This window comes from Echinicola soli, assembly GCF_006575665.1.
Classification (GTDB): domain Bacteria; phylum Bacteroidota; class Bacteroidia; order Cytophagales; family Cyclobacteriaceae; genus Echinicola; species Echinicola soli.
This window is the reverse complement of the sequence record NZ_CP041253.1, coordinates 2,593,926-2,606,599: the sequence shown is the minus strand read 5'-3', so window position 1 is coordinate 2,606,599 and position 12,674 is coordinate 2,593,926. Positions and strand designations below refer to the sequence as shown.

Below are 12,674 nucleotides of genomic sequence, written 5' to 3'. Positions count from 1 at the left end.
TTGTTCGCTTGATCCCTAAAGTACCAAGAAGAGGTTAGTTGAAATATTGCTTGATCCAAGCATTACCTGACCCTCACTATTTTTTGCTATAAAATAAGAAAGCACCGACTCAATAAATCGGTGCCTTAGTCATGAATAAAAAGAAACTACTACTCCTCTACTAGTATTTTTCCCTCAGCATCATACTTTTTGGTGATGCTTTGTTCGCCCGTTCCGAATTTCACCTCATAGATGACATTACCTTCTTCATCTGTCACCTGATAGGCTTTCGAAATGGTTAAATCTTTAGTCTCAGACTTTTCGTCTATCGTATCTTTTATTGCCTGAGGCAAATCCTCAGGAGCAATCTCTATTCTGTCTTGCAAATGGACAATCGACCCTTTTGGCGATATCCCTTCAGAGGCTTCCACACCTAAGGACACCAATGCGCCCAATGCAATAATGAAAGCTACTCTTTTCATATTTGTTTTATAATGTTTAGTATTCCAGTACTTCTCCCTCTCCACTGATCAATACCATCATGGTTTCCTTCTCATCAGTTTCGAAAGCTATATCATAGAATGTCTCCCCATCTTCTATAACTTTGTAAACCTTTTTAAGCTGGAGTGTTGAAAGCAGGGAATCTCTCTCCAACAAATTGATTACGTCCTCGGGAAGATCTTCTTTATCAATTTCATCCCGCTGTGCCTCATCATCAGAAGGAGTTTGCAATTCGCTAACCCCATCAATATCCGGCATTACTTCCTCTGACTGAAGTTGTTCATCTTCTGATGCCTCATTTCCACTTTGATTGCCACATGACGCTAAAATCATCATGGTCAATATACTCATGCACGTTATCAGCTTCATGGAATAATCTTTAGTCTAGGGTTGATACATTATACTGCTACTTGGCACCCTTGAAGCAAGCTTTAACTGAAACTCGCCTGCCTCTCTTTTTAATTGCATCCCTGTCGCTCCAATGAGCGCAACGATGATAAAACCAATTAAAAAAACCAACAACAGCACCTTTCTTCTCAGCTCGATCATTTACTGTTTCATTTGATAGACAAGTATTCATAACCCGTGCCATTTATGAAATCAGCCCTTAAAGCCACGTCCCACTCTCCAATGTGTAGAACCCGTGTAGAGAACCTCTACACTTTGTGGAACATGTTCAGGTACGAATATAAAAATTATAACTTGCCAAACTATCATTTTTTAAGTGAAAAATTCAAAAAAAGCATGAACTAGTAAATCCATGCTTAAAAAATAAGTGAATAAACTTATTTTTTATACTAACCAAGCATTCTCACTTTCATTCATCAATAAAAGCCAGCCTCCTGTTACTTGCTATAATTATCAGGTCTTAGCCTTATCATAGCCTTTTGTCTGGTTGGTAGCTTCAGAATATTGAATAACAATCACCTTGGGCGTCTCCAATAATGCTTCATCTAAGTGAATAAAATATTCATTTCGATGGATTTCTTCAGGACGGTAAGTTTTTTGGGGGCCATTGAGATCGAAGATCTTATCCAAGTTGATTTTGGCAGGTGTTTTTATGCGCAAAGCGCCATTGATCGGTTTATTAAAAACAATCATATAGACTTCGCCACTCTCACGATTCCGGGTGTAATATCCCCAGTCCTGCTTTTCCCAATCAATGTAACCACAGTCATAAATGGCCTTCTGGTTTTTGTGCATCCATTCACCAATCTCCTTAGCCAGCTGTCTTTCCTCTTTCCGGATTTCTCCTTGACCATTTGGGCCAAAATTCATCACGAAATTCCCATCCAAGGACACAGACTTTACCAACATTTCGATTAATTCGTAACTGGTCTTCACATGCCCTCTCCAATCGGAATGATATCCCCATTGGTTTTCAGGAACGGTCATGACACAATCCCAATCATTACCTTTGGTATCTTCATAGGTGTCAGGAAGTTTTCGCTCCCAACCTTGCTCATAGTCTCCCATCAGATCACCATTGCTGTCAAAATGGCGATTACCATAGTCATCTGGCCTAAACCGGCTTCCTATGATCAAACCAGGGATCATTTCCCGCATCTCCATAGCCAGGTTATCTGCAAACTCAGCCTGCTCCTTCCATGCCGCATCCCAGGTTCCATCAAACCAAAGCCCCTTCGTCGAGGGGTACCGCTCCAATAATTCCAACAGCTGATTTCTTGTAAATTCCTTAAAACCCTCATAAGCCTCTCTGTCCTCGGCTGTTTCCAGCTTACTCCGATAGCCGGGATGATTCCAGTCCATCACAGAAAAATAAAGATACACATCGATGCCTTCTGCATCATAAGCCTCTACCAAGGGGCCAATGATATCTTGGCCATATGGGGCATTGGTCACATCATAATCCGTAAACTCACTTGGCCAGAGGCAAAAGCCATCATGGTGCTTAGTGGTTATGATCATGTACCGTGCTCCCATGTCCTTGGCCTGCTCCGCCCACGCTTTGGGGTCAAAATCCACTGGATCAAATTCCGTATACAAGTTATCGTAATCCTCATTGGGCATTCCTTTCCATGAGCGGATCCACTCAGCGGCACCGCCATAATATTCTCCGTTCCAATGACCTCCCGGAATGGCATAAAGCCCCCAATGGATAAACTGACCAAAACCATAATTTCGCCAACGCGACATCTTCGAATCTATCCGTTTACCTATTCTGTGGGCGCCATGCTCCAACGTCATGGAGATTCTTGGCGTATTATCCGGGGCTTGGGCTATCGTCAAAGTGGTGCTCGCACCCGTCAGTGCAAACATCAATAATACCATTGTTAAACTCCTTTTCATTTTTTCACTTATTTTTTGCTTGTTCATTGTTTAATCAATTTCCACTTCATTTGGTCCTTTAGGATAGGAAAAGATCCTTTGGAAAAAAGAATTTCTTTCTGGTAATTTTCATCTGTGCTGGTACTTAACAAAGGCTTTTGGAAAAGGCACCTTCTCCAAAAGCCCGGTTATTTTAGTAGGATTTATTCTTATTGTTTACCCACTATAATAGAGGACACCTTGTCATTGAATCCGGAAAGGAAGCTGATATTGCCAGGCCCAGCTTCATAGCTATCCCCGGTAAAATTATCCCCATCATACAAGGTCACTTCGTACCCTAAGGGAATTTTGATGGAACTGATGTCATTATCTACTCCACCGAGTGCTGTCAATTGGGCAGCTGTGTAAGAGCCTTCAGCAAGTGTCACGCCCCACCCATTGTAGCTGCTGTGCTGGAATACCCCCACACCATCAGGCAAGGTAAATTCACCGTTCACATAACTGAAGCTATAGCCATGCGTCTTGATCGTGCCATTTTCCATTAATAGTTTTATCTTCAACTCATACGGCCAATCTCCATGATCCTGAATTTCAGCCATTGGAATATCCACATCGAAAGCACTCCCATTCCTATTGGCCACCCAAGAAACTGAATTGTAATCCTTATTGGCTCCTGATCCTTCCCCATTGACGTTGGGATCCACCCAGACCAATACATCGCTGACCGTCTTATCACTGGTAAAAGTACCGGACAATGCGATCGCATCATTCACCTCATCGTAACTTATCGCAGGACTCATGGTTGTGGTAGCTGCGCCATAAATATCTGCCACCGGAGTGGACTGGAAAATCTGATTGCGGTTTAATATCGCTGCATCTGCCAAAGGAATAAATGTCGCTGACCTCCCCCAGGTATAATTTCCAGCCCCCATTAAGGAAGTCCCCAACGTTTGTTGTTCATTATCTTTGGCCTTGTTATGGGCAAGGTTTAGTCCGTGCCCCAGCTCGTGGAGCATTCCTGCTATCAAGTTGGAAGAAGTGCTGGGAATTTCTGCCACACTGATATTGGGATTGTCTACCGCAAAGCAATATTTACCATACCCGTAAAACGGTTGACTTCCGCTGTCAGTACGCTGCGGCAAGATGACCAAAGTATGCTGACTGGTAAAGTCACCGGGATGGGTGGATTTGTACGCATTGATTTCACTAATTATGGTACTTGCACTTCCATATCCATACGTGGACTGGTCCTCCGTACCGTAAATGGTCACTAGTTTTACCCGGCTATTGGCAGAATCCAACGGTAGCCCAAATGTTTTTTGTCCAAAACCATTTCTGTCCATCTCATCTTCCATATACTCTTGAAAATAAACCAAAAGATCACTCAATCGGTCTTCATAACCTGACACTTCAGGATTATCAGTAGGTACAAAGTACACCACATTTAGATTCTCCTGATGGGTCACAAAACCAGCCCCATTTTGATTTTCAATCACCGGAGTTTCCGGCACTTCATTACAAGAAATCACTGTAGCCGCAGTAAAAACAGCTAACATTCTTAAAAACAATTCATTGACTCGGTTTTTCATAATCAAAGTAGTTATTAGTGGTTAAAATTAATTTTCAAAAAAAAGACAATAGGAGATCAGGAAGAGGCCACTTGGCCCCTTCTTAATCTATTTCCCAACACAAAACTTTTTAATTCAACATCAGCTGAAGCGCTAGTTGGATTCCCATCCTGGATTTTGCTCCAGGTTAGAGTTCAGTACCAAGTCTTCAATCGGAATAGGAAATAAGTATTGTTTCTCTTCATCAAAAGCCCTACCGTCAGGAAGGGTTTGGTAATAAGGCAAAATGTAGCCTTCTTCACTTAAAAACACGTCTTTGTCCACTATGACACCAGGGAACTGTTCTTGGACAAACTTGATCCCTTCCACGGGAATTTCCAGAAATTTACCTGCCTTCCATCTCATAAGGTCATCCCACCTGAAACTCTCAAAAGCCAACTCCACACGCCTCTCCCTTCTTATTTCCCTCAAAACCGCATCGGGCACATAGTCACAATACGTGGCGTAGTTACCGTCCAGCTCAGGATCTGCAGGGATATCACCCAGTACCATTGGTGGCATATTCACTCTTGCCCTGATAAGATTGACTGAGTTGTCCAATACAGCTTGGTCCATTTCCCCGAGTTCATATTTAGCTTCAGCATAATTCAACAAAACCTCCGCATACCGAAACACCAGTGCGGCCTGCATGCCATTGGTCACTCGGTCCCAGTCAGCGGGATCATTTAAGAACCACTTTGCTACGCGGTATCCAGTTGGACATTTATTTCCTGAAAGCCCTGGAATATTTGGCAGTGGTGCATTATTGGCACCTTGTACGCCCTCTTGTAGATTGTAAGTTCCAAAATTGGCCACTGTCTGGGGAAGCCTTGGGTCCCTGTTCATCATCTCGGTTTGAATAGAATCTTTGCCCATGAAAAGGGGACTTTGGCTAATCGGCAAACCATCTTCGCAAAGGTATTCATCCACGAGATTTCGGGTAGCGCCGTGTCGATGGCGCAGGTTTTGTGCATAATATCGACTAAATGCCACTCCGTACGTAAGATCTGCTGAATATTCCCTCCATAAAATCACTTCAGGATTACCATCATAACTATAGGTAGCGAAGAGATCATTGTAATCTGTAGAAGCATTTCCTGTACTGTACAGGCTATAACTTCCAGCCATCAACTGTTCTGCTGCTTCAACCGATGCGCTTAAAAACGCCGTCCCATCCAAGCCAATCTCCGGGTGGTATTTTCGATAGGTCCCTTCATAGAGGCCAATTCTCGATTTTAAGTGCAAGGCCACATCTTTATTCAGCCGATCGGTTTTTTCTTCCCCTTTGGCAGGAAGGAATTCGATGGCTTGATTTAAAATGTGCATCACAGAGTCCATCACCACTTCCCTGGGATCCCGAGGAGCATATAGCTCTGGTGAATTGGTTTCCAGGGCGTGGGTAATCCAGGGTACATCACCAAAAGTTTTCACCTTTTTGAAATAATCCCAGGCTTTAAAGAATAAGACTTCTCCCAAATAAACATTTCTTACATCCTCTGCCACATCACCACGTTGGTAGTTATCCAGAAAATAATTAAGCTGGCGGATATTCCCCCAACTCCATCCACTACTGCCGCTTCCTCCACCTACATAGCCATTATATTGGTCAGCAGCCACCTTAGAATAGGTTTCTGGAGCCGCGTTATCGGAAATGACATCTCCATACGCGATAGCTTCATTGTACCCATAGGGAGCTACCGTACTAGTGCCCCAGTCGGTACCAAAACCTGTAATATATTCAGGATAAAAACTATTACAGTACAACTCCAGGTCCTGGGCTGTTTTCCAGAAATTCTCATCGGTAATTTGATCCAATGGATAGCGATCCATAAACTCGTCATTGCACCCTGAAAGGAGTCCTGCAAGGCAAGCAATTGTGATATATAATCTTTTCATGATTGTGTCAGTTTTAGGAATTAGAATGTGATTTGCAGTCCAGCAGCAATAGACCTCAACATCGGGTAATTACCGCTCAGCACTTCCGGATCAAATGTGTCCGGTACACTGGTAGCTTCCCATATATTGTAAGCCGAGGTGTACACCCGGACTTTGTCCAAACGGATACGCTCCGTCAAAGCAGCCGGAAGTGTATAGCCCAGGGAAACATTTTTCAATCTTAGGTAAGCAGCATTTTGCAGGTACCTTGTCTGTGTCTGACGGTTAGCTCCACTGGAACGGTAACCCGGGAAATATGCATTGGTTCTTTCGGGAGTCCAAGAGTCCTCATACACTTCATAGGTACCCGTGCCTCCTGCTATGCCACCCCAAAACAGGTTACTGCCTATCCATACATCTCTTTTGCCCACACCTTGAAAGAAAATATTAAGGTCAAAACCTTTCCAAAAAACGTTCATATTCAACCCGAACTGGTACCGGGGAGTGCTGTTACCAATGATTCTGCGATCACCGGCATTTTCAGCAGTACTCTCACCTGGCCCCACTTCGCCGTCACCGTCGATGTCACGGTACTGCACATCACCGGGAAACCATAGCCCTGAATTGATCAGCTCTTGGCCTGGCGCATTATCGATCTGCTCCTGGTTTTGGAAGAGCCCTACTGTTTCGTATCCCCAAATCTCCCCCATCACCTGTCCAGTGTACAGTGAGCTAAGGAGCTTGTTGGGGTTGCCGTTAAATTCGGTGATCTCGGATTGGTAATCAGACAGGTTTAGGGACAGGTCATACCGAACACCATTGTCCAATACATCTCGCCATTTTGCTGTTACTTCCCAACCAGTCGTTGTCATTTCTCCGGAATTCTTGGTTGGAGATGAGGTTCCCAAAACAGCAGGGAACTTATCCCCTGCCACCAAAATGTCACTGGTCGTCCGCTCATACCAATCAAAGCTCAAGTCTAGCTTATCAAAGACCGCTACATCTAAGCCAACATCAATCGTCGTAGCTGTTTCCCAGGTCAAATCGGCATTCACCAATCCTGGAGGCCTTATCCCCACTGGTCTTGTCCCATCAAAAAGGTAACTAATTTGTGCTGTGGTCCCGTAAGAAGGGATATAGATATAGTTGCTTACATTCTGATTACCAAGACTACCGTATGAAGCCCTTAATTTCAGTTCATTGACTACAGGCCTTATTCCTTCTGCCCATGTCTCTTCACTGATCCTCCATGCACCGGAAAGTGATGGAAAAAACTTAAAACGCCTGTCTGAAGGAAACCTTGAGGTACCGTCATAGCGTCCATTGGACTCGATCAGGTAGCGATTGTCATAATTATAGGTAAATCGGTAAAAAGCCCCACGTAATGCCCATTCGGATTCATTGTCATAGGCATACTCATTACCCAGGGTTTGGCCAATCACGGGAACATAGGGTGTTAATAGCTGTTCTCCCCTTCCTCCCAAATAAGTGTACTTGTAAGACTCCTGATTAAACCCACCAAGTACATAAAACTCATGATTGTCCAGCGTCAGGGAGTAGTCTGTAAATAAGTTGATGGTAAATTGATCAGAGTGCTGGGTCCACCGCTGCACGGAGCTTGGATTGGTATGCACGGTAGTGGGTGAATCCCATCTGTTTTCTATTCGCTCCAACTCAGGAATGACCTGCTTTCTCCTGAAGTTATAGGATTTATAAGAAATATTTGCCTTTACATCCCAGCCTTTCAGTACATGGATCGTGGGGGCTATGGCCAGTAGGATATGTTCCTTGGTTTCATCATTACGGGATCCATAATCCATAAAGGATAAAATATTATCGGTATACATCTCCCCTACCGGTGAAGTAGAAGGGGTCTTAATCGGCATGTTAATGTTTCGACTGGGCTCCTGCGACATCGCTGTCCACCAGCCCCCTTTCCCGGATGGACTGACAGGCTCTGAATAATTGGACTGGCTATAAGAAGAGCGGAATTCAACGCTGAACCAATCCGTAACATCGTTTTTGACATTCAGCATCATATTGTATCGCTTGAACTTATCCGTATTGATCTTATATAAACCGTCCTGGCCTTGATAGCCCAAGGATGCATAGTATGAACTTTTGGCGCTGCCACCAGACAGGTTCAAGTTATGTTTCTGCATAGGACTATATTCCCTTAGGGCTTCTTGATAGGGACGGGTGTTTCCTACCCAAATGATATTTCCCCCAGCATCCATAAAATAGGGCAATTCGGTATCAGGATTGCTCATATATCGGTCGATATTGTCCAGTTTTTCCTGCATATCCGAGGAAGGCGTCCTGTTCTGTAACTCTTCTGCTTTGATGGCAGCATCTTGGATGGTATAGGCATCCAATAAATCCGGCACAGCAGAAGGCTTGTTCCACTGAAAGCTATTGGAATAACTTATTTTTGTTCTTTCACCTTTCGCACCTTTTTTAGTCGTCACCAGCATCACCCCATATGCAGCCCTGGATCCATAGATTGCAGCGGAGGCGGCATCCTTTAGCACCGATACACTTTCGATATCCTCCGGATTAAGTTGGTTGATATCCATCTCCACGCCATCTACCAGGATCAATGGGCTTCCCGTTTGGAAAGATCCACCTGAAAAGGAAGTCCCTCCCCTTACATTGAACGAAGGATTGGTATTGGGAGCTCCGTTGGAAATCCCCACGTTTAGGTTAGCGATGGTTCCCTGCAATGCTTGACCGATATTGGCCACGGGTCGGTTTTCCAGCATGTCAGAAGACACTTGACTTACCGCCCCGGTAAGGTTGACCTTTTTCTGCGTACCATAGCCGACTACCACCACTTCATCCAGTGATTTGGTATCTTCTTCTAATTGCACATTAAGGGTAGTCTGATTTCCTACCGGAAGCTCTTGGGTTTTGTAACCAATGGAACTGATGACCAGCACCGCACTTTCATCGGCCACTTCAATACTGAATTTTCCATCAATATCTGTCACCGTTCCTGTATTCCCTCCTTTGACACGAATGGTCACGCCGGGAATCCCCATGGGCTCATTTCCAGAAGTAACCTGTCCTGTCACGATCCTATTTGCCCTGATCACCCTTAGCTCACTATCAGAGTGCCGCTTATTGACATTGATGACATGGTTAATTTGGCGAAATTTCAGATTCGCAGCTCCGGAAATCTCTTGAAGAATTGCTGTCAACGATGCATTATCCTTATCAAGGGTCAGTTTTCGATTTATTGATATTAGGTCTTCATCGTAAAAGAACCGAAACGAGGTCTTGGTCTCAATAGAAGAAAACACTTCCCTTAAAGTACTGTTCTGTTCGTGCAGGGAAATAAACACCTTGTCCATATCCAGGTCTCCTTGTGCTCTTTCCGCTGCTTTGGCCATCTGAAGAGCTGTGCCGAGCAGTAGAAAAAAAAGCATGGCACCACTTTTCCAGATTAGACCATTGGTCTTGGGTACATTTTTTTTCATAGCATGCAATGATTAAAGTTTATTTTTAGATTGTTTATGGTTTTGTCTTGATCGTAACATGACTTTCATGGATTTCGTAGGTGATATTTCTTGCGTACTTTATCCCTTCGAGTACATTCTCCAGGCTCTCTTGCTGAAAAACCCCGCTTACTTTCCATTGCGATGGAGGATTATCCACAACTGTGATACTCACCCCATACCATCGCTCAAGTACCTTTACTACCGTGGAGATATTGGCACCTTTAAAAACCAACTTGCCATCTTTCCAGCCAAACTGCTGATCATAGTCAAAAGTCGATTTAACAGATTGCCCAAAATCCTGATGGACCGTAAGCATTTCGCCAGGTTTTAGATATAATGGTATGACCGGCTTCTCTTGCTCCAAAGGGTAGACGGAGACCAGTCCTCTTTCCAGGGATATATCTATCTGCTCACCCGAAAAGGCCTGTACAGAAAATGCCGTCCCGTGGACTTGGGTCACCACGTCACCGGAATGCACCAAAAAGCTCTTGGATTCGTCATGGATTACATCGAAATATGCCTCCCCCTCCAAGAACACTTCGCGTTTGGTACCATCGAAAGTTTCTGGAAAGCTGATCTTGCTACCCGCATTCAGAATAACCCGGCTTTTGTCAGGAAGGAAAAATGCTGTCTTTTGCCCATATGGATTTTCTTTGGTCACAAAAGCCACTGTAGAAATGGCTTCATCGTTTCTTACCGGATAAGAAGAAAAGATGTACGTAACAGCCAACATTATTATTAGACATGCCGCCGTCGCTCGAAGTAAAACGGGCATTATCTGAAGCAGACGGCTCTGATTTTCGTTTCCATCGTTGAAATGATCGCTAGGCTTTTCTTTCAATATCTTATCCAGAATAGCTTCTTTTTGATGGTTACCGTTTGGATATTCCTCAAAATGAACCTGCTTCACCAATTCCTTGGCTCGGTAAAAATCATCGTGGCTTTGTGGGTGATTTTGGAGCCATTTCTGCCAAAAAACATCACTTTCCTCACTAGGATTCTTTACCCAGCTCACAAAGTATCTGTTAGAGAGAAAATAGTCGATATCAAATTTATGATCTTCCAATGTTACTAGTCCTTTTCCTTATAGACAAGTAACACTTCAAAATGACATCATATGAAATTGAAAATTTTAAAATTATTTTTCCTTATGATAACAATTAATTCTCAGACCATTCACTATGTATTCCAAAAAGCTAGGGACAATGTTATCAGAAACACTTCCTTTAACTTCCCAATGATCCGATAAACCATGTTACGGGCAGACTTGACATGGTCATATCCCATCATTTGTTGAATTTCTTCATATCCCATCCCCTTATAAAAGTAATAATAGACCACTTCCCGCTGTTTTTCATTAAGGCCGGCCAAAGCTTTATCTAACTTTTCAAGGCGCTCCTTTTGTTGCAGACTGAGGATCATTAAGGTTTCCTGGGATGGAGATATTCCAAAATGCTCACTTGCGGCATATCTTTCCAGTTTGGAGGATTTCTTTTTCAATACATTAAAAATCCTTCGCTTTAGAGACTGGAACAAAAACAGTCTTATGGATAAAGTGATCGGAGGCAGCTTTTCCCTTTTTCTCCTTAGGTCAATAAACATGTCTTGGACACAATCTTCCACCAGCGCAACTTGGGCAAACTGTAGTCCAAATTGACACAACTCCTCAAAATAGCTGTTATAAATGTAAATAAAAGCACTTTCATTGCCCACTTTAAATTGCTGCCAAATCACGGCATCGTCCTTTTCTGCAAATTGGCTCTGCCGGCTGGATGATGAAGTTTCCTCCTTCCACTCTTTAAGGGTATAATTTAATGCTTCGGTGTTGGACATGATTTAAGGATATATGCTTGGAATCATCGGATGATATAGCCCGAAAGACCTACCTACCATAATTTCTTTGTATCCATTAATATACAAATCGAAACCTTAATTAAAACATAATGAAAAAATAAAACTATATAATTGTTAATTTTTACATAATAATCGATAAAATATTACGCATTTTAACTTAAAAACTTTCATACACTATCCAATTGCCCTAATAATCAACTACCCAAGCCATTATCTTAACACTTTAAGCTCCACTATAAACCATCACGCTCCTTTACTGCTCCTTCGGCACTTCACCTTTTTATAAATCATACAGTAAGCGCAGTGGCTTAATGCCTCCAACACGGGTATTTTTTTGACTATTCCTTGCAAAGATTTATTCATTTTTGGCAAGCGTGTCCATAGAGAAAGATGTCATCTACCAACTAGGGGCTAACTTAGTCAAAATATTAAATACCCATCCAACATGAAAAACTTCAAACACCTTCTTTTCGCCACCTTTGTTTTTTGCCCCATCATCGTCAATGCCCAAATGACTGCAAACGAAGAAATTCAGCTTATCCAAGCAGAATTCGGTATGGAAAAGAAAACCTTGATCGAAAATTACATGGACTTATCTGAAACAGACCAGCCTGCTTTTTGGCACGTCTATCAAGCTTATGAAGAAGAAAGAAAGGCCATTGCCAGGGAGCGAATCTTAATAGCCAACGAATACTTGGACAATTATTCGACCCTGGACGAGGAAGAAGCTGACAATTTAGCTAAAAGGACACTAAGCAATTCACTTAAATTGACTAAACTGCACGCCAAATACTACAAAAAATTCAAAAAAGCCACCAACGCCATGGACGCGGCAAAGTTTATGCAGGTAGATGATTATATTCACTCTACCATCCGAAATTCATTGCAGGAAGAATTGCCTTTTATCGGAGAGATGGATTAATCTCTCTTGAGCGGATTGATCAGAAAAACAGGCTTTTACCTACCTAGAGCAAGGCTGGCCTACGGCACAAAGAAGCCTAGAGGCAACCTGATTTCACCAAGCTTTAATGTCTAGCGGCATTAGCCAGGACACCCGCCTTATTATACT

9 protein-coding genes are annotated in these 12,674 nt (G+C 43.0%); 1 reads left to right on the top strand and 8 read right to left on the bottom strand.

The window, feature by feature from the left end:
• Positions 1-149: 149 nt before the first annotated feature.
• The 8 genes from FKX85_RS10395 to FKX85_RS10360 form a co-directional block, all read right to left on the bottom strand.
• A complete protein-coding gene (locus FKX85_RS10395) occupies positions 150-461 on the bottom strand; it encodes a hypothetical protein (protein WP_141614665.1) in 312 nt (103 codons plus the stop codon).
• Between the two features lie 16 nt (positions 462-477).
• Complete coding sequence (locus FKX85_RS10390; RefSeq protein ID WP_141614664.1) at positions 478-849, bottom strand: hypothetical protein; 372 nt, start codon at positions 847-849, stop codon at positions 478-480.
• Between the two features lie 492 nt (positions 850-1,341).
• Entirely contained in the window at positions 1,342-2,790 is a 1,449-nt protein-coding gene (locus FKX85_RS10385) for an alpha-L-fucosidase (RefSeq protein WP_141614663.1), read from the bottom strand.
• Positions 2,791-2,978: 188 nt separating this feature from the next.
• Positions 2,979-4,358 (bottom strand): hypothetical protein, encoded by a 1,380-nt coding sequence (locus FKX85_RS10380; protein WP_141614662.1) that lies wholly within the window; start codon positions 4,356-4,358, stop codon positions 2,979-2,981.
• Between the two features lie 132 nt (positions 4,359-4,490).
• Positions 4,491-6,272: a RagB/SusD family nutrient uptake outer membrane protein gene (locus FKX85_RS10375; RefSeq protein WP_141614661.1), complete on the bottom strand. Its 1,782-nt coding sequence runs from the start codon at positions 6,270-6,272 to the stop codon at positions 4,491-4,493.
• 20 nt (positions 6,273-6,292) lie between these two features.
• On the bottom strand, positions 6,293-9,730 hold the full coding sequence (locus FKX85_RS10370) for a SusC/RagA family TonB-linked outer membrane protein (protein ID WP_141614660.1): 3,438 nt from the start codon (positions 9,728-9,730) through the stop codon (positions 6,293-6,295).
• 34 nt (positions 9,731-9,764) lie between these two features.
• Positions 9,765-10,766, bottom strand: a complete 1,002-nt coding sequence (locus FKX85_RS10365; RefSeq protein ID WP_141614659.1) for a FecR family protein — start codon at positions 10,764-10,766, stop codon at positions 9,765-9,767.
• A 164-nt stretch (positions 10,767-10,930) separates the two neighbouring features.
• Positions 10,931-11,584, bottom strand: coding sequence for an RNA polymerase sigma factor (locus FKX85_RS10360; protein ID WP_141614658.1), 654 nt, complete (start codon positions 11,582-11,584; stop codon positions 10,931-10,933).
• 466 nt (positions 11,585-12,050) lie between these two features.
• Here FKX85_RS10360 and FKX85_RS10355 point away from each other — a divergent pair, with 466 nt between their 5' ends.
• Complete coding sequence (locus FKX85_RS10355) at positions 12,051-12,527, top strand: hypothetical protein (protein WP_141614657.1); 477 nt, start codon at positions 12,051-12,053, stop codon at positions 12,525-12,527.
• Positions 12,528-12,674: the final 147 nt, after the last annotated feature.

What these genes read in the sequence shown, in the direction of transcription:
- FKX85_RS10395 (WP_141614665.1), bottom strand. Translation starts at nt 461, where the DNA reads ATGAAAAGAGTAGCTTTCATTATTGCATTGGGCGCATTGGTGTCCTTA.
- FKX85_RS10390 (WP_141614664.1), bottom strand. Translation starts at nt 849, where the DNA reads ATGAAGCTGATAACGTGCATGAGTATATTGACCATGATGATTTTAGCG.
- FKX85_RS10385 (WP_141614663.1), bottom strand. Translation starts at nt 2,790, where the DNA reads ATGAAAAGGAGTTTAACAATGGTATTATTGATGTTTGCACTGACGGGT.
- FKX85_RS10380 (WP_141614662.1), bottom strand. Translation starts at nt 4,358, where the DNA reads ATGAAAAACCGAGTCAATGAATTGTTTTTAAGAATGTTAGCTGTTTTT.
- FKX85_RS10375 (WP_141614661.1), bottom strand. Translation starts at nt 6,272, where the DNA reads ATGAAAAGATTATATATCACAATTGCTTGCCTTGCAGGACTCCTTTCA.
- FKX85_RS10370 (WP_141614660.1), bottom strand. Translation starts at nt 9,730, where the DNA reads ATGAAAAAAAATGTACCCAAGACCAATGGTCTAATCTGGAAAAGTGGT.
- FKX85_RS10360 (WP_141614658.1), bottom strand. Translation starts at nt 11,584, where the DNA reads ATGTCCAACACCGAAGCATTAAATTATACCCTTAAAGAGTGGAAGGAG.
- FKX85_RS10355 (WP_141614657.1), top strand. Translation starts at nt 12,051, where the DNA reads ATGAAAAACTTCAAACACCTTCTTTTCGCCACCTTTGTTTTTTGCCCC.